13 protein-coding genes are annotated in these 17,014 nt (G+C 73.2%); 6 read left to right on the top strand and 7 right to left on the bottom strand.

The genetic code is table 11. The features are described 5' to 3' along the window. Positions 1 to 172: 172 nt before the first annotated feature. The gene (locus ACZ7G1_RS31070; protein ID WP_470876781.1) at positions 173 to 616 is read left to right on the top strand and encodes an ATP-binding protein; all 444 of its coding nucleotides are present in this window, start codon (positions 173 to 175) and stop codon (positions 614 to 616) included. Between the two features lie 154 nt (positions 617 to 770). On the opposite strand, the gene ACZ7G1_RS31065 is transcribed toward ACZ7G1_RS31070, so the two are convergent. Next, positions 771 to 1,697 (bottom strand): cyclase family protein, encoded by a 927-nt coding sequence (locus ACZ7G1_RS31065; protein ID WP_470876783.1) that lies wholly within the window; start codon positions 1,695 to 1,697, stop codon positions 771 to 773. Between the two features lie 101 nt (positions 1,698 to 1,798). Here ACZ7G1_RS31065 and ACZ7G1_RS31060 point away from each other — a divergent pair, with 101 nt between their 5' ends. Next, positions 1,799 to 2,728 carry an SDR family NAD(P)-dependent oxidoreductase gene (locus ACZ7G1_RS31060; RefSeq protein ID WP_470876785.1) on the top strand — a complete coding sequence of 310 codons (930 nt, stop codon included), beginning with the start codon at positions 1,799 to 1,801 and terminating at the stop codon, positions 2,726 to 2,728. Continuing rightward, positions 2,725 to 3,774, top strand: coding sequence for a Zn-dependent alcohol dehydrogenase (locus ACZ7G1_RS31055; protein WP_470876787.1), 1,050 nt, complete (start codon positions 2,725 to 2,727; stop codon positions 3,772 to 3,774). Before ACZ7G1_RS31060 ends, ACZ7G1_RS31055 begins: the two co-directional genes overlap by 4 nt. Here ACZ7G1_RS31055 and ACZ7G1_RS31050 read toward each other — a convergent pair. Beyond that, positions 3,764 to 4,735, bottom strand: coding sequence for a hypothetical protein (locus tag ACZ7G1_RS31050; RefSeq protein WP_470876789.1), 972 nt, complete (start codon positions 4,733 to 4,735; stop codon positions 3,764 to 3,766). The two genes, ACZ7G1_RS31055 and ACZ7G1_RS31050, sit on opposite strands and share 11 nt — an antisense overlap. 91 nt (positions 4,736 to 4,826) lie before the next feature. On the opposite strand from ACZ7G1_RS31050, the gene ACZ7G1_RS31045 reads away from it, so the two are divergent. Further along, the gene (locus ACZ7G1_RS31045; RefSeq protein WP_470876791.1) at positions 4,827 to 6,311 is read left to right on the top strand and encodes an MFS transporter; all 1,485 of its coding nucleotides are present in this window, start codon (positions 4,827 to 4,829) and stop codon (positions 6,309 to 6,311) included. Here the strand turns inward: ACZ7G1_RS31045 and ACZ7G1_RS31040 are convergent. Then, positions 6,200 to 7,252 (bottom strand): GlxA family transcriptional regulator, encoded by a 1,053-nt coding sequence (locus ACZ7G1_RS31040; RefSeq protein WP_470876793.1) that lies wholly within the window; start codon positions 7,250 to 7,252, stop codon positions 6,200 to 6,202. The genes ACZ7G1_RS31045 and ACZ7G1_RS31040 overlap by 112 nt on opposite strands. Positions 7,253 to 7,310: 58 nt before the next feature. On the opposite strand from ACZ7G1_RS31040, the gene ACZ7G1_RS31035 reads away from it, so the two are divergent. Continuing rightward, positions 7,311 to 8,576 carry an MFS transporter gene (locus ACZ7G1_RS31035; RefSeq protein WP_470876795.1) on the top strand — a complete coding sequence of 422 codons (1,266 nt, stop codon included), beginning with the start codon at positions 7,311 to 7,313 and terminating at the stop codon, positions 8,574 to 8,576. Between the two features lie 157 nt (positions 8,577 to 8,733). Beyond that, a complete protein-coding gene (locus ACZ7G1_RS31030; RefSeq protein WP_470876796.1) occupies positions 8,734 to 10,044 on the top strand; it encodes an MFS transporter in 1,311 nt (436 codons plus the stop codon). Here ACZ7G1_RS31030 and ACZ7G1_RS31025 read toward each other — a convergent pair. The 4 genes from ACZ7G1_RS31025 to ACZ7G1_RS31010 all read right to left on the bottom strand — a co-directional run bounded on the left by ACZ7G1_RS31025 (position 10,031) and on the right by ACZ7G1_RS31010 (position 16,892). Further along, positions 10,031 to 10,642, bottom strand: a complete 612-nt coding sequence (locus ACZ7G1_RS31025; RefSeq protein WP_470876798.1) for a flavin reductase family protein — start codon at positions 10,640 to 10,642, stop codon at positions 10,031 to 10,033. The two genes, ACZ7G1_RS31030 and ACZ7G1_RS31025, sit on opposite strands and share 14 nt — an antisense overlap. Before the next feature lie 120 nt (positions 10,643 to 10,762). After that, a complete protein-coding gene (locus tag ACZ7G1_RS31020) occupies positions 10,763 to 13,798 on the bottom strand; it encodes a hypothetical protein (RefSeq protein ID WP_470876800.1) in 3,036 nt (1,011 codons plus the stop codon). A gap of 71 nt (positions 13,799 to 13,869) precedes the next feature. Beyond that, positions 13,870 to 14,658 carry an enoyl-CoA hydratase/isomerase family protein gene (locus tag ACZ7G1_RS31015; protein ID WP_470876802.1) on the bottom strand — a complete coding sequence of 263 codons (789 nt, stop codon included), beginning with the start codon at positions 14,656 to 14,658 and terminating at the stop codon, positions 13,870 to 13,872. 11 nt (positions 14,659 to 14,669) lie between these two features. Then, the gene (locus ACZ7G1_RS31010; RefSeq protein WP_470876804.1) at positions 14,670 to 16,892 is read right to left on the bottom strand and encodes an acetate--CoA ligase family protein; all 2,223 of its coding nucleotides are present in this window, start codon (positions 16,890 to 16,892) and stop codon (positions 14,670 to 14,672) included. Positions 16,893 to 17,014 lie beyond the last annotated feature (122 nt).

The following is a 17,014-nucleotide window of genomic DNA, read 5'->3' as shown; positions in this document are numbered from 1 at the left end:
CGCTCGGCGTTCGACTCCCCGCAGCGTGCGTCGCACAGTATGGACCATGCGTACTCCTTCGCGCTGGAATATGCCCGAAGCGCTTGTTGCGGTGACTGTACGTCAACCATGCTGTCCCATAAGGGAATCACGTTCCGTAAAGGTGTGTCCGCCGGTTCGGATGGTGTGAGCGGTGCAGGTGCTTCAGGTGCAGTTGGAGGTCGGGCCGGACCCGGCGGAGGTCGGCAGGGCCCGGAGGTGGGCGCGGTCACGTCTCGCGGGTTCGGGTATAGGTGATGACGAGCCGCTGGCCGAGACGCTGGTGCTGCTCATCTCGGAGCTCGTGACCAACGCCGTGGTGCACACGGGCTGTCCGGCCGTGCTGCGGATGCTCTTCGCGGCGGAGGGCGGTGTGCGGGTCGAGGTGGCCGATGCGAGCGACTGTCCGCCGCGGCCCCGGCACGCGGAGGGCGACGACACCAACGGGCGGGGCCTGGAGCTGGTCGACGGGCTCGCGGACCGCTGGGGCTGGCAGCCGGAAGGCGCCGGCAAGAGCATCTGGTGCGAGGTCGACCGGGCCCCGGCGGCTCCCTCGCACGGGCAGGGCGCGGTGTCGCCCGGCCGGGTGCACTGTTGACGGTTCGTTCCGTTTTGCCCACTCTGGTGTGAGCGATTCGTGGCGAGGGGAGCCGAGGGCCGTGTGCCCTCGGCGTGTGCGGGTCGTGGCCGGGTGGCGGCGGTCCGTGCCGTGCTCGGGGCGCGCGCGAGCGCGCCGCCGCCCGTGGGGACCGCTAGAGGATCGCGACCGGCGCCACCGGTGTGCCCGTGCCGCCGACGAAGGGCTCGGGCATCGCGGAGAGCAGGAAGGCGTAGCGCCGTTCTTGTGCACAGGCTGTGGACAGGCCTTCGAGGTTCCAGTTCTGGCCCTGGAGCATCCCCATCTCGACCAGGTCAAGGGCGTGCACCGGCAGCCACAGGTCCTCGATCTCCGGCGGGAAGATCTCGAAGGTGAGCGTGTCGTTGGCGACGGCCGCGACGTCACGGGCGTGGAACCACTCGGGCGTGCGGACCGAGAGGCCCGGTGAGGGGAACGCGTAACCGTGCTTGTCGCCGGCGAGGTACGCCTGCACCTGGCCGGTCCGTACGAGGACGATGTCGCCGGAGCGGACGGTGACGCCGCCGAAGTCGGCGGCCTCGTCGAGGTCCTCGGGGGTGACGGCGTGGTCGCCGGGCAGCCGGTCGAGTCCCTTGGCGGCGGCGACGTCCAGGAGGACGCCACGGCTCACGATGTGCCGGGCGGTGTGGATGCCGCTGAACTCGGAGCGGCCGTGCGGGGTGATGGTGTCGGCGGGGCGGCCGTTGTAGATGCGGCCGGAGTGCGAGACGTGGGTGAGGGCGTCCCAGTGGGTGCCGGCCTGGAGTCCGAGGGTCACGGCGTCGTCGCTGGTGGCGACGGTGCCGGGGCCGAAGAGCTCCTGGTTGACCTGGACCATGACGTGGAGCGGGTTGACCCGGCCGGGGATCATCCCGGTCTGGACGCCGTCCTGCTCGAGGTCGAGGGCGAGCGGGACGCGCCGGCCGGTGCGGACGGTGGCGGCGGCCTCGCGCACCACCTCGTCGGTGACGAGGTTGAGGGTGCCGATCTCGTCGTCCTGGCCCCAACGGCCCCAGTTGTTGACGCGCTTGGCGATCTCGTGGAATGCGGCGGGGAGAGACATCGGGGCCTCCGGGGTCTTGTTTTCCGGTATCTGACGGACCGTAGAATCCTGACGACGAACGAATCTAACGGACCGTCAGAAAGTGCGGGAAGGGGCCGGGCGTGGGGAACTTCTTGGCTGGCAAGGTCGTCGCCGTGACGGGAGCGGGGCGCGGGATCGGCCGCGCGGTCGCCCTCGCGTGCGCGGCGGAGGGCGCGAAGGTCGTCGTCAACGACTACGGCGTCTCGATCGAGGGCGGCGAGCCGACCTCCGAGGTCGCGCTCTCCGTCGTGAAGGAGATCGAGGCGGCCGGCGGCTCGGCCGTCGCGGTCGCCGACGACATCTCGACGATGGCGGGCGGGCAGCGGATCGTGGACGTCGCCCTCGCCGAGTACGGGCGGATCGACGGCGTCGTCTGCGTCGCCGGCATCCTCCGCGAACGCATGCTCTTCAACATGTCCGAGGAGGAGTGGGACCCCGTCGTCGCCACCCACCTCAAGGGCACGTTCACCGTCTTCCGGGCGGCCTCGGCCGTCATGCGCAAACAGGGCACGGGCACGCTCATCGGCTTCACCAGCGGCAACCACCAGGGCTCCGTCGCCCAGGCCAACTACTCGGCCGCCAAGGGCGGGATCATCTCCCTGGTGCGGAGCGCGGCCCTCGGCCTCCACAAGTACGGCGTCACCGCGAACGCCGTCGCACCCGTCGCCCGCACCCGCATGTCCGCCAACGTCCCCATGGAACTCAAGGAGATCGGCGAGCCGGAGGACGTGGCCGCGCTCGTCGTCTACCTGCTCTCCGAGCGGGCACGCGCCGAGAAGATCACCGGCCAGGTCTACACGATCGCCGGCCCGAAGATCGCCGTCTGGGCCCAGCCCCGCGAACTCCGCGCCGGATACGCCGACGGGGCCTGGACCCCCGAGCGCATCGCCGACTTCCTCCCCGGGACCGTCGGCACCGACCCGATGCCCATGCTCGCCCGACTGGAGGAGATGGCCCGCGCCGCCGCGGCGGGCGACCGCCCCAACGCCGTGAAGGAGAACGGGTCATGAGAGGCGTCGTGTTCGACGGCAAGTCCGTCCAGGTCGTCGACGACCTGGAGGTGCGCGACCCCGGGCCCGGCGAGGTCCTCGTCGGCATCGCCGCGGCCGGGCTCTGCCACAGCGACCTGTCCGTGGTCGACGGGACCATTCCCTTCCCGCCTCCCGTGGTGCTCGGGCACGAGGGCGCCGGCGTCGTCGAGGCGGTCGGGGCCGGCGTCACCCACGTCGTACCCGGCGATCACGTGGCCCTGTCGACGCTGGCGAACTGCGGGGCGTGCGCGGACTGCGACCGGGGGCGGCCGACGATGTGCCGGAAGGCCATCGGGATGCCGGGGCAGCCGTTCTCGCGGAACGGGCAGCCGGTCTTCCAGTTCGCGTCGAACTCGTCCTTCGCCGAGCGGACCGTCGTCAAGGCCGTGCAGGCCGTGAAGATCCCGAAGGACATCCCGCTCACCTCCGCCGCCCTCATGGGCTGCGGCGTCCTCACCGGCGTCGGAGCCGTACTCAACCGCGCCAAGGTCGGGCGCGGCGAGACCGTCGTCGTCATCGGCACCGGCGGCATCGGCCTCAACGTCCTCCAGGGAGCCCGGATCGCCGGCGCGCTCACCATCGTCGCCGTCGACACCAACCCGGACAAGGAGGCCGTGGCCCGGCAGTTCGGCGCCACCCACTTCCTCGGCTCCGCCGACGGCGTCCGCGCGATCCTGCCGACCGGCGCCGACCACGTCTTCGAATGCGTCGGCCACACCGGACTCGTCCGCACCGCGATCGACCTCCTCGACCGCCACGGCCAGGCGATCCTGCTCGGCATGACCGCCCCGACGGCCGAAGCGAGCTTCCCGCCCGCCGCCATGTTCCTCGACAAGTCCATCCTCGGCTGCCGCTACGGCTCCTCCCGCCCCCAGAAGGACCTCGCCCTCTACGCCGAGCTCTACCGCACCGGCACCCTCCTCCTCGACGAACTCGTCACCACCACCTACCCCGTCGAGGACTTCGCGCGGGCCGTGGAGGACGCGGAGCGGGGAAAGGTGGCGCGGGGGGTGCTCACTTTCTGAGGCGCACGGAGGGAGCGGCGACGGGGCCCTTGTCCATGTACAGATAGGGCGGGTCCTCGTTGCTGCGGTACCAGGCCCAGCAGACCCCCGCCCAGGGCGCGAGCATCCCGACGAGACCGAGGAGGAACGCCGTACCTCCCGAGGGGTACCCGAGGAGGAACGGCACCGCCGAGGCGGCGCCCACGCCGAAGGCGCCGAGGGCGGGCAGGTGGACGGCCGGCTGGTAGCGGCGTGCGTCGTCCACCGTCTCGACGCCCATGTACATGCCGATCGTCATGAAGATCCCGCCGAAGAAGCAGAGCGCCCAGATCCACACCACGGAGAACAGCGCCCCCGGGCCCGCCCCGAGCGAGTCGCTCGTCCGCACGCCCAGGTCGGGCCGGCCCGGAGCGAACGCCAGGTACTCCTTCCCGCCGGGCTCCGGGGCCCCGGTGGTCTCCACGCCGGTGAGGGACACCTCGCGCGGGCCGGCGGTGAACGGCACGGAGAAGACGACCATGGACCGGTAGACCGTCACCTCGTTGACGCTCATCCGGGTGTCGACCGGCGTCCCCACCACCCGTACCACCGTCGCCTCGCGCAGCCCGCCGCCGGACTCCCGCATCACCTGGGCCCACTCGGCCGCCGCACGGTCGGGAAGCGTCGCCTGGGTCATCCCCGCCGCCGAGAGGACGGCCGTGCACCAGGCGAGCGAGAGCGGCAGCAGATACGAGGTCCTGCCCGGCGCGGGACGTGGCTCGCCGACGTACAGGCGGGCCTTGTGGTGCGCGAACACCCAGAGACCGGCACACGCCACCGTCCCCACGAGCAGCCCCAGTTCGAGCCACCGCGGCCGGCCGGGACCCGGGTCGCGGAGCAGCGCCGTCAGCCCCAGCGCCCAGCCGAGCCCGAGCCCGAGCCATCCCGTGAGGCGCGTCCAGGCCGACCGGCCCGGTCTCCTGCCGCGCTGCCGCCGCTCCATGTCCGCCCCCCAGGTGTGTCGAGGGCGGCAGCATATGCGGGCCGCGATATCCCCTGGGGGACAGCACCGTCGGCGGGTTACGGTCCCTGCCATGTCCTACCGTGAGCTCGCCGTCCGCCCCGTCCTGGCCTGGGCCGCCGTCATGGTCACCAGCCGGCTGCCGATCGCGATGGCACCGCTCGCGGTGGTCTTCCTGGTCCGGGAGCGGCCCGGCGGGTATTCGCTCGGGGCGGTGCTCGCAGCCGTGTACGTGCTCGGCGAGATCGTGGGCGCGCCCCTGCTCGGGATGCGGATGAAGGCCGAGAAGGCGAGGCCCCAGCTGGCCGCCGGGCTCGCGGCCGGCGCCGCCGGCTTCCTCGGGATGGGGCTCCTGCCCGGCGCCCACCCGGTGGTGCTCGGCGCCCTGGCGCTGCTCGCGGGGATCGGGCCCGCGGCGGTGCCCGGCGGGCTACGGGCGCTGCTCACGAGCCTGGTGCCGGAGCGGGCCGTGACACAGGCGATGAGCATGGAGACCGTCCTGACCTTCGGGATCTGGGCCGCCGCCCCCGCCCTCGCCACCGGGCTCGCGCTCGGCGTCGACCCGGCCGTGCCGCTGCTCCTCCAGGGGGTGCTGCTGGCCGTGTCCGTCGTCGGGCTGCGGATGCTGCCGGCCGGCTGGGCCGCCGAGCCGCAGGAGGAAGGCACGTCCATGCGGCGGGCGCTGCTGCGGGCCTGGCCGGTCTACCTGCTCGGGGCGGCCGGCCTCACCCTGCTCGCGCTCGCCGAACTGGTACTGCCCGCCCTGCTGGAACAGCGGGGTATCGGCATCGGATGGGCGGGGCCGCTGCTCGCCGGGTTCTCGCTCGGGTCGGCCGCGGGCGGGTTCGTGTACGGCCTGCGGAAGTGCTGGCCCGGCTCGCTGTCCGCCCAGTCGACGGTCCTCGTCCTCGCCGTGTCCGCGGGCGTCGCGCTCGTCGCCGTCCTCCCGTGGCCGGCCGCCCTCGCGACCGCCCTCGTCGCCGCCGGCGTCCTCCAGGCCCCCTCGGGCCTCGCCCGCACCCTCGCCCTGCGGGAGATCCTGCCGCCCTCCGCGCTCGCCGCCGGCTACTCGGTCATGTACGCGGCCATCGGCACCGGCTACGCCGTCAGCGGCACCCTCGCGGGCGGCCTGCTCAAGGTGGTGGCCCCGTCGACGGCCATCCTGTGCGGCGTGGTCCTCACCGTGCTGCTCGCCGCGGCCGGCGGCCTCGGCGAGCGGCGGCTGACCCGCCGCACCCAGGCGGAGAGGGAGGCCCGGACGGCGTCGGCGCCGGAGGGTCCGGCGGCGTCCGCGCCCGGGGGTCAGACGGCGTCCGGGCCGGAGGGTCCGGCGGTGTCCCCGCCCGGGGGTCAGACGGCGTCCGCGCCGGAGGGTCCGGCGGTGTCCCCGCCCGGGGGTCAGACGGCGTCCGCGCCGGAGGGTCCGGCAGCGCCCCCGCCCGGGGGTCAGACGGCGTCCGCGCCGGAGGGTTCGGCGGCGTCCGGGCCGGAGGGACAGACGGCGTCCGCGCCGGAGGGTTCGGCGGTGTCCGCGCCTGCTCGGAAGGTCCGCCGGTAGGCGGTCGGGGTCACTCCGATCGCGCTCATCAGGTGCACGCGCAGCGACTGCGCGGTGCCGAAACCGGCGTCCTGGGCGACCCGGTCGACCGGGAGGCCGGTGGACTCCAGGAGGTGCCGGGCGCGTTCGACGCGCTGCTGGGTGAGCCACTGGCCGGGGCTGATGCCGACCTCGTCGCGGAAGCGGCGGGTGAACGTCCGCACGCTCATCGACTCCTGCCCCGCCAGGTCCCGCAGCTGGATCGGCTCGTGGAGGTGCGCGAGGGCCCAGGCCCGTGCGGCGGTCGTGGTGTGGGTGCCCGCCTCGGGCATCGGGCGCTCGATGTACTGGGCCTGGCCGCCGTCCCGGTGCGGCGGTACGACGGTCCTGCGGGCGACGTCGTTGGCGACGGCCGTGCCGTGGTCGCGGCGCACGATGTGCAGGCACAGGTCGATGCCGGCGGCCACGCCCGCCGAGGTCAGCACGTCGCCGTCGTCGACGAACAGGACGTCCGCGTCGACCCGTACGGACGGGAACAGCCGCTGGAAGTGCTCGGCGGACGCCCAGTGGGTCGTCGCCGGACGCCCGTCGAGGTACCCGGCGGCGGCGAGCACGTAGCCGCCGGTGCAGATGGAGACGAGCCGGGTGCCGGGCCTGATGTGCGCGAGCGCGGCGGCCAGTTCCCCGGTGAGCCTGCCCTCCTCGTAGACGGGACCCAGCTCGTATGAGGCCGGTACGACGACCGTGTCGGCGGTGGCCAGGATCTCGGGACCGTGCTCCACGTACACGGCGAAGTCCGCGTCGGTGGGGACGGCGCCCGCCACCGGGGCGCAGGTGACGATCTCGTACAGCGGCCGTCCGCCGGCGTCCTTGGCGCGCCCGAAGATCCGGTGCGGGATGCCGAGCTCGAAGGGGAGGAGCCCGGGCAGGGCGAGGACGGCGACGCGGTGCGGGTGGCGCACGGGCGGTGCTCCCTCCGAAAATCGATGGTGGTCCAGACCACTTCTGCGGTAGTTCTGCTTGTCCGTGACGGACAACACGTACAAGTCTGAGGCCACCGAGCGGATTCCCGTCCAGGACTCCGCCCCCGCCGGGCCGCCCGCACTCTGGAACCGTAACTTCCGGCTCTTCTTCGTCGCCCGCGCGGTCGCCGTCTTCGGCGAGGGCATGGTCCCGGTCGCCTTCGCCGCCGGACTCCTCGGCGCCGGCCACCCCGGCTCCACCGTCGGCTACGCGCTCGGCGGCTGGACCGCCGCCTTCGCCCTCTTCGTCCTCTTCGGCGGCGTCCTCGCCGACCGCTTCACCGCCCGCCGCATGATGATCCTCGCGGACCTCCTGCGCCTCCCCGGAGCCGCCGTCCTCGCCGTCTCCTTCACCCTCGGCAGCCCGCCGCTCTGGGCCGTCTACACCCTGTCCGTCGCCGCCGGCATGGGCGCCGCCCTCTTCCAGCCCGGCGTCGCCTCCACGATCCCCCGCATCGCCCCCGACGTGCAGCGCGCCAACGCCGTCCTCCGCGTCGTCGAAGCCCTCATGACCATGGCGGGACCCGCCGCCGCCGGCCTCCTCGTCGCCGCCTGGAACGCGGGCGCCGCCTTCGCCGTCAACGGCCTGACCTTCGCCGTCAGCGCCCTCTGCCTCGCCCTCCTGCGCATCGCCCCGCTCCCCTCCGACACCGCGCGCCGCGACTCCCTCGGCGCCGAACTCGCCGGAGGCTGGCGCGAGTTCCGCTCCCGCAGCTGGCTCTGGGGCGTCATATCCATCTGGACGGTCTACGGGCTCACCGTCGCCGGCCCCATGGTGCCGCTCACCGCGAGCCTCGTCACCGAGGACCACGGCTCCGCCGCGTACGGCGTCCTCATGGCCGTCAACGGCGCCGGCAGCGCCGCCGGCGGCCTCCTCGCCCTCCGGCTCCGCCCCGTCCGCCCGCTCGCCTCCGGCGCCGTCGCCCTCCTCGGCCTCCCCGTCAACCTCGCCCTCCTCGGCCTCGGCGCCCCCCTCGCCCTCCTCGCCGCCGGCCAGTTCATCGGCGGCGCCGCCTTCGCCTTCTGGCTCGTCATGTGGTCCACCACCGTCCAGACCCACGTCCCCCAGGAGGCCCTCAACCGCATGCACGCCTACGACGTCGCCGGCTCCCTCCTCATGATGGGCGTCGGCCGTACGCTCTCGGGCCCCGTCGCCGCCGCCGTCGGCACCCAGCAGGTCCTCCTCACCGGAGCCGGCATCGCGGTCCTGGTGGTGGCGGCGCTGCTGGTGACGCGGCCGATCAGGACGCTGAGGAGGCTCTGAGCACCTCGGAGGGCGGGTGATGGCCCGACCCGCCGGCCCCATCCGTTGGCCCGACCCTTTGGCCCGATCCATGGCCCAACCCTTTGGCCCGATCCTTTGGAAAGCTGTCATCCGGGCCAATGGTGGCGGTCCCCGTCCGGACGGGATGCTCGGTGGCATGGCCCAGACAACCGAGCGTCCCGCAGGTCACGCACCCGACCGCCCGCCCCTCCGCACCCCCCGCGTCCACCGCGCCTGGTTCGTCGCGGCGGTCACCTTCGTCACGATCATCGGCGCCGCGGCCTTCGCGTCGCTGCCGGGCCTCCTCATCGAGCCCCTCCACGAGGAGTTCGACTGGTCGCGCGGCACGATCGGCTTCGCCGTCTCGGTCAACCTCGCCCTCTACGGGCTCACCGCCCCCTTCGCCGCCGCGCTCATGGACCGCTTCGGCATCCGCCGCGTCGTCGCCGTCGCGCTCACGATCATCGCCGGCGGATCGCTCCTCACCGTCTGGATGACCGCCGCCTGGCAGCTCGTCCTCTATTGGGGCGTCCTCGTCGGCCTCGGCAGCGGCTCCATGGCCCTCGCCTTCGCCGCGACCGTCACCAACCGCTGGTTCGTCGGCCGCCGTGGCCTCGTCACCGGCATCCTCACCGCCGCCGGAGCCTCCGGCCAGCTGGTCTTCCTGCCGCTGCTCTCCTGGCTCGTCGAGCACCACGGCTGGCGCCCCGCCGCCGTCACCGTCTCCCTCGCCGCCCTCGCGGTCGTCCCCTTCGTGTGGCTGCTCCTGCGCGACCACCCGGCGGACGTCGGCCTCGCCCCGTACGGCGGGGAGTACGCCGAGAAGCCCGCCCCCGTCACCGGCGCCGCCCGCCGCGCGGTCACGGTCCTCTTCAAGGCGGCCCGCACCGGCCCCTTCTGGCTCCTCGCGGGCACCTTCGCGATCTGCGGCGCCTCCACGAACGGCCTGGTGAAGACCCACTTCGTGCCGGCCGCCCACGACCACGGCATGCCGGTCACCGCCGCCGCCGGACTCCTCGCCGTCATCGGCGTCTTCGACGTCGTGGGCACCGTCGCCTCCGGCTGGTTCACCGACCGCTTCGAGGCCCGCCGCCTCCTCGCCGTCTACTACGCCCTGCGCGGGATCTCGCTCCTCTTCCTGCCCATGCTCCTCGCGCCCACCGTCCACCCGCCGATGCTCTTCTTCATCGTCTTCTACGGCCTCGACTGGGTCGCCACCGTCCCACCGACCATCGCCCTCTGCCGCGAGCAGTACGGCGAGGACTCCGCCATCGTCTTCGGCTGGGTCCTCGCCTCCCACCAGGTCGGCGCCGCCGCCGTCGCCTTCGCCGGCGGCCTCGCCCGCGACATCTTCGGCAGCTACGACATCGTCTGGTACGCCTCCGGCGCCCTCTGCGCCGCGGCCGCCCTGATGGCCCTGATCATCCGCCGCCCCGCCCCCGCGCCCGCGCCCGCTATGACGGCGTGAAGCGCCCGAACCGCCCCTGATGGAACAGGAGCGGGGCGCCGTCCCGCTCCGCCCCCAGCGCGTCGACGCGGCCGACGACGATGAGGTGGTCGCCGCCGGTGTGGACGGTGGTGATCGTGCAGTCGATCCAGGCGGGTGCGCCGGTGAGGCGTGGGGAGCCCGTGACCGGGGCCGGAGCCCAGTCGACCCCCGCGAACTTGTCCGCGCCGCTGACCGCGAAGGAGCGGCACAAGGCCCCCTGCTCCGCTCCCAGGACGTTCACGCAGAACGTGCCCGCCGCCGCGATCCGCGGCCACGTCGTCGACGTCCGGGCGACCATGAAGGCGACGAGCGGCGGGTCGAGGGAGAGCGAGGCGAAGGACTGGCAGGCGAAGCCCGCCGGCCCGCCCGGATCGAGCGCGGTCACGATCGTGACCCCGCTCGCGAAGTGGCCGAGGACCCGGCGGAACTCGGCCGGGTCGACCGGTGGCCTCTCGTCCTCGCGCACCGCGCGAAGCGCCGGCCGGGGCAGTGGTTCCACGGCCGTCGGCGAACCGGCCGCTCTCAGGTGTCGGACGGCGGTGGCCGCCATCCCCGCGTGTCCCATCACACCGCCCATTGAAACTGACGGTTCGTCAGATGGGAAGCCTTGGGTACGCGGAAGGGGGAAGCCCTCGGGCGACGGCCCCACCGTCGCCCCAAGGGCTTCCCCCTCGTCCTCCGCATCCGCGCACGTGGATCAGCCGGCGACGGCCCCCGTGGACCGGGTCCAGGCGACACCCGGCGTATGCCCCGTCCGGTAGGCCGTCACCTTCACGGTGATCCGCATCCCGCGCTGCGCCTTCGTCAGCGTGAACCACGACTTCGTCGCCCCGCTGATCGCCCGCCCGTTCGCGTACCACTGGTACCCGTACGAGCTCGGCACCGGCGTCCACGTGCCCTTCACGACCGTCAGCGTCCGCCCGACCCGCACCGTCCCCGACACGTACGGCGCGACCGTCGCCTTCGGCGCGAGACCGGCGGCCACGGTGTAACCAGCCGTCGTGTACGAACCGTCGAGGTGCCCCGTGCGACGCGCGGTCACCGTGACCGTGAGCTTCTTGCCGAGGACCGACGCGGCCGGGACGTACGACGCCCCCGTGGCCCCCGCGATCGCGACCCCGTTCGCCCGCCACTGGTAGGCATACGAGGTCGGCACGGGCGCCCAGGTCCCGACGACGGCCGTCACCTTGCTCCCGACACGCGTGGCGCCGGACATCGCGGGCACCTTCGTCGGCTTGGGCGCGATTCCCTTGACGACTGTGGAGCCGCTGACCGCGGTGAGCGTCGGCTGCCCCGCCTTGCGGACGGTGACGGCGACCGAGAGCTGCTTGCCGAACGTCTCCGGCGGCAGGATGTACGAGGAGGCCGTGGCGCCGGGGACGGCGACGCCGTTCACCCGCCATTCGTACGCCGGCGAGTCCACCGGCAGCGACCACGAACCCGCCGTGGCCGTCACCTTCCCGCCGACGACCGCCGTGCCGGAGACGCTCGGCGCGGTGGTGCAGCGGAGGGGGGCGACGACCGTGAACGTGCCCCCGTCGTACTCCCGGCCCGTGTGCGTGAAGACGCGCAGGCCGCGCGCACCGACGCTCACGCCCGTCAGATCGAGGGCTGCCGTCAGGCTGCGTCGGTCGGGGGCGACGGACACGGTCGTGGACCGCCGCCACACGCCGTCCGTCCCGAGAACCCCCACCTGGTCCTGCTCGTGCAGAGCGGCTCCGGTCAGCGTGACGGTGATCTTCCCCGCGCCGCCCGTGGAGGGACTGACGGTGCCGATGCTCGGCTGCTCGGTGCCGCAGTACGAGTTGAAGCACGTGGCCGTGAGCCGTACGGCCGTGGGTTCCGGCGCGGGCCGCGCGGGGAGTCCGATGACGAGCGTCGAAGGCTGGGAGACTCGCGGCCACGCGTACCCCGGAAGGGAGCAATGGTAGGTCCTGCCCGCCAGGGAGTACGGGCCGCGGCAGGTGTTCGCGGAGCTCGCCGGCGTGTAGAGCGAGGCACTCGGCGCGACCTCGTAGGAGACGGTCGGCGTGAACGCCAGGTCGAAGTCGTCGCTCTCGGCGGTCGGCAGCACCGCGCAGAGGGCGCTGTGCTGCTCGTCCAGGGTGTCGACGAGCGGCCCGAACCCGTAGGCGACGTTCGGGACCTTGACGCACTCGGGCGCCGGACCCGCCGCCGTGCCGATGCGCAGCGCGTCGAACCGGTAGGTGGACGTGGTCGACCGGCCCCTGCTGATGAGCACCTGGTAGGCGCTGGAGCCGGTGGCCGCGCAGCCCCCGTCGCGGTTGGGGCAGACGAACTCACCGTTCGCGCCGAACGCGGTGAACTCCGCCCTGCCCGACGCGTCCCGGATGCCCAGGTGCAGGGTGTCCGCCGCGTCGTCTGTGGTCACCCGCAGGCACTGGAAGGTGTCGCCGGCGGGCAGGGGACCGCCGGTGGACGGGCCGCCGACGGCGGTGGCCGGGGTCGTGGCGCAGCCGGTCGCGGTGGCGGTGAGGTCCTGACGGGACACGGTGCGGGTGGTGCCCCAGGTGGCGCCGGAGAGGAGCACCGTGTGTGCGAGCCCGGGGGTGAGGGCGCACGAGTCCCAGTCCGATCCGCCGGACGTCAGGAGGCAGACCCGCTTCCCGGTCGTGTCGAAGACCGAAAGGTCTCCGGACCCGTTGTACGGGGCGAACCGGAAGAGCTCTCCCGCCGTGTGGTCGTCGGCGGGGATCGAGAGGCACTGGGCGAAGCCCTCTGCTCCGATCGTGACCCGTGCCTTGGGGCTCTCGGCGGTGAAGTCGCCGGCCGGGAGGACCGGGCAGGCACTCTCGCTGTCGGTGCGGTGCAGGCCGACGTGGTACGTGCCCGTCATTGCCGGGGAATTGAGGATGGTGCCGTACATGGTGGCCAGGGCGCGGTACGGACCGGGGCCGGTCAGCACGCACAGACCCGCCGTCACGCTGTAGGCCGAGCAGATCTCCTCGCCCGTCGCGTCGGCGACCGTCAGCTCGGGGCGTGGTGCGGAGACGCCCCACGACGTGAACCCGGCGACGTGCGCGCCCTCGGGCAACGGCAGCTTCAGACAGTCGACCTCGCCGGTCACGTCGAACGTGCCGTCGGTGTTTCCGCCGACGGCGGCGTCGGTGCAGCCCGCGTCGGAGGAACGGTCGAGGATCAGGACCGGCTTCTCCGTGCGCACGGTGTAGCGGATCCCGGCGTTCAGGGTGCACCTGCGCGTCCATGCCTCGCAGGCCACGTGACCCTCAGGGTCGTACACGGCCAGTCGCCGGGCCTCGGAGGCGGTGGTCTCGTAGACGTCGTACAGGGCGGTCGCGCCGGCGGTGAAGGTCGCACACGACGCTGCTTCGGACGCGGTCGGCGCCGATCCGAAGGCGTGTACCGATACGGCCGCGCACTCCTCGGGGACGGCGGGTGGTTCGGTCGGATCCGGGGTCGGCTCGACCGTCGGGGTCGGCGCGGGGGTGGGGTCCGTCGTCGGGTCCGGCGTGGGATCGGCCGTCGGGTCCGGGGTGGGATCGGCCGTCGGGTCCGGTGTCGCCGGTGGTTCGGGCGCGGGTGCCTCCGGGGCCGGCGTGAGGGCCGCGCCGGCGGATGGCGGTGGTGGCGCGGCGAGCGCCGGGCCCGTCGTGAGCAGGGGGCCGATGAGGGCCGTCAGAAGAGCGGGGACCAGGAAAAGGGATCGTGCCGATCTTCGGTTTCTTGTACGCGAGCGCGCGAGGTTGAGCATTCCGTTCCCCCCGGAGCGGCCTGGTGTGGCATATGCACGGCACACCTTAGGACCCGGGGGGACGGCATCGGTCAGCGCCCCTCGTACGTGGGCTCCCGCCGCTCCACGAAGCTCGCCACGCCCTCCTTCGCGTCCCGGGTGGTCATGTTGAGCTCCTGGGCGGTGGCCTCGGCGGCGAAGGCGGTGGTGCGGTCGGTGTCGAGGGAGCTGTTGACGAGCTGTTTGGTGAGGGCGAGGGCGCGGGTGGGGCCTTGGGCGAGGCGCTCGGCCCAGGTGCGGGCGGTTTTCTCCAGGTCTTCGGGTGGGACGACCCGGTTGACCAGGCCCAGGCGCTCCGCCTCGGCGGCGGGGAGGGCGTCGCCGAAGAACATCAGTTCCTTGGCGCGCTGGGGGCCGATCAGGCGGGGGAGGAGGTAGGCGCCGCCGCCGTCGGGGACGAGGCCGCGGCGTACGAAGACCTCGATGAAGCGGGCGGGTTCGGCGGCGATGACGAGGTCGCAGGCGAGGGCGAGGTGGGCGCCGATGCCGGCCGCCGTGCCGTTGACGGCGGCGATCACCGGCTTCTCGCAGTCCAGGACGGCGCCAATGAAGCGCTGGGCGCCGAGCCGGATCATGCGGGCCACGTCGCCGGCGACCTGTTCGCGGTCGGTGGACGGGGAGCCCCGCAGGTCGGCGCCCGCGCAGAAGCCGCGGCCGGTGGCGGTGAGGACGACGGAGCGGACGGCGGGGTCGGCGGAGGCGTCGGCGAGGAGGGCGATGATCCGCTCGCGCTGGTCCCAGGTGACGGCGTTCATCGCTTCGGGGCGGTTGAGGGTGATCCAGGAGACGCCGTTCTCGACGACGTGCAGCACATCGGGCATGGCGGGGGCTCCTATCGGCAGACCGCGAGCGCGTCGAGGGCCACCGCGCCCTGGCCGCGTGGTAGGACCATCAGCGGGTTGATGTCGAGTTCGGCGAGGTCGCCGTCGAGTTCGAGGGCCATGCGCTGGACGCGCAGGACGACCTCGACGAGGGCGTCGACGTCGGCGGGGGGCGCGCCGCGGACGCCGTCGAGGAGGGCGTGGCCGCGGAGTTCGGCGAGCATGGAGCGGGCTTCGTGCTCGTCGAAGGGCGGGACGCGGACGGAGGTGTCGTCGAGGACTTCGACGAGGACCCCGCCGAGGCCGACGGTCACGGTCGGTCCGAACAGTTCGTCGCGGGTCACGCCCACCACCATTTCGATGCCGCGGCCGACCATCTGGCAGACCAGGATGCCGTCGAGGTCGATGGACTCGAAGCGGGCGATGTCGGTGAGTTCGCGGTAGGCGTCGCGGACCTGGCTCGCCGAGGTCAGCCCGACTTTGACGAGGCCGAGTTCGGTCTTGTGGGCGAGCTGGGCGCCGGAGGCCTTCATCACGACCGGGTAGCCGACGAGGCCGGCGGCCCGGACGGCCGCCGCCGCGCTCGTCACGAGCTGCTCGCGCGGCACCCGTATCCCGTACGCCCTGAGCAGCTGCTTCGCCGCGTGTTCGCTGAGCCGCCGGCCGGGCCGCATGAGGGCCTGGGCCTTGCGGAAGGAGGGGGAGGGGGTGCGGGGGGCCTCGTCGAAGGGGGAGCGGTAGCCGGCCGTGAACCGGTGGTGGTCGAGGTAGGCCTTCACGGCCCCGATGCAGTTCCCGAAGGTACGGAAGGTGGCGACGCGCGAGGAGCCGAGCAGGGTCGTGCGGTACGCCTCCTCCGTCCCGACCGGCGAACCCCACACCACGCACACCAGCTTGTCCGTCGCCTCGGCCGCGTCGACGAGGTCCTGGGCGAGCTTGTCGCTCATGGGTGGGAAGGGTCCGGTGATGGGACAGATGAGGACGCCGACGGACGGGTCGGCGAGGATCGCGTCGATGATCTTCCGGCCGCGCCAGTCGCCGACCGGGTGCCCGCCGTTGTCGACGGGGTTCGCGACGCTCAGGTACTCGGGTATCCACTGGTGCAGTTCGTCCTGCTTGGCCTGCGGCAGGGTGGGGAGTTCGAGGCCCGCCGCCGTGGCCAGGTCGGCGAAGTGGGCACCCGTACCGCCGGAGATCGAGTAGACGACGACGCCGTCCGCGACCGGCCGGCGGGCGCGGGCGAGGAGCGTCGACGTGTCCTGGAGCTGGTCGAGCCCGTCGACCCGGATGACCCCGAACTGGCGCATGGCCGCGTCCACGACCCGGTCGGCTCCGGTGAGCTTCCCGGTGTGGGAGGCGGCCGTACGGGCCCCGGTCTCGGTCCTGCCGACCTTCACGGCGACCACCGGCACGCCCTGGCGCGCGGCCCGGTCGGCGGCGAGCAGGAACGACCGGCCGTCCTTCAGGCCCTCCACGTAACAGGCGATGGCGCCGACCTCGGGAAGCCCGGAGAAGTACGAGATGAAGTCGGCGGTCTCCAGGTCGGCCTCGTTGCCCACGGGCGCCCAGTGGGAGATCCGGACGCCGATCTCCTGGAGCGTGAAGACGGGCCGCCCCTGGTGGCCGGACTGGGTGATGAGCGCGACCGCCGGGCCTTCGAGGTCCTCGCGGAACCGCTCGAAGGCGTTCAGGTTGGTGTTGGGGCCGAGCAGCCGGAGTCCGGACCGGGCCACGGCGGCGGCGAGACGTTCCTGCGCGGCGGCGCCCTCCTCGCCGGTCTCGGCGAAGCCGGACGCGAACGCGACGGCGAACCTCACCTTCGTGTCCGCCAGTTCCTCGATGACGGGCAGGGGGTCGCCCACCAGGAGGACGGCCAGGTCGACGGGTTCGGTCAGCGCGCCGACGGACGGCACGCAGTCGATCCCGAAGACCGTCTCACGGGTCGGGTGCACCGGCACGAGGCGTGCGCCGACCCGCTCGGCCCAGGCGAGCAGCTGCCGGGTGATCCCGGTGTTGGGCCGGCCCTCGGCGTCCGAGGCACCGACGACGGCGACGGACTGCGGCCGGAAGAAGCGTTCGAGGTCCGGGACCAGGGCGTGCAGCGGACGCCCGCTGACATCGCGGTCGCCTGGTGCGGCGGTGACGCCGTGCACGGCGGCCCGGGACGATTCGCCGCAGGCGACCACGCGGGCGCGGAGATCGGTGGTGAAGGTGCCGTGAGTCGATCCAAGCATTCGTTCCGCCCGCCCCTTCACCGATCCCGTATACACCTGACGCTTAGTCAGATTACAGAACTGACGCCCAGTCAGGAATGGGTGTGCGGCGCCCGTCCCCGATCCGCCCGCCGAGACCCGTG

The sequence above is a fragment of the Streptomyces sp. NPDC037273 genome, assembly GCF_055603625.1.
The sequence above is the reverse complement of the archived record's forward strand: the minus strand, read 5'-3'. Positions and strand labels throughout refer to the sequence as shown.